The following is a 522-nucleotide window of genomic DNA, read 5'->3' on the forward strand; positions in this document are numbered from 1 at the left end:
AACAAGAGTGATATCGGGGCTGATCACGGCGATATGGCAGATATTGCCACGCTGGGGGCGGTGGACAGCAAGCATTCTGCTGGTGCTTTGGCTGGGCTGGACGTTTCTGATTCAGGAACGGCATGGCGGGGCGTCATTAGTGGTTATGTCAGTAATGGATCGACCGATTAGTTATGCCTATGTCAACGGCAATATGGGGGGAAATACCGATGCATTTGACGGGCGGAATGCGGGGGGGGAAAACCGCAGGTCCTTATAGGATAAAGGGAGATATTGTCAAAATAGATTGGGAATTAGATATGACTGAGGAACAGGAAAAATCAGGATTCCAATTTGAAAAACATACGATCACTCTGCCGATGCCGAAACGTGAAAAAGGGCAAAATGATTTCTGTGTCCTATTTTTGCCCGATAACAAGCCCGTTATACGTTGGACCTATCGTTGTCACCAAGATATGCAGGGTGTAATAAATACTTATCGGACGAGGAAGTTGTAATGGTGGATTGGGATGATCTTGAATG

General features: G+C 46.7%; 1 pseudogene. It reads left to right on the forward strand.

The window, feature by feature from the left end:
- A pseudogene (locus H0248_RS21690) lies at positions 1 to 497 on the forward strand (hypothetical protein); the annotation flags it as partial.
- Between the last annotated feature and the right edge of the window lie 25 nt (positions 498 to 522).

The organism is Pectobacterium brasiliense (assembly GCF_013449685.1).
Taxonomy (GTDB): Bacteria; Pseudomonadota; Gammaproteobacteria; order Enterobacterales; family Enterobacteriaceae; genus Pectobacterium; species Pectobacterium brasiliense_A.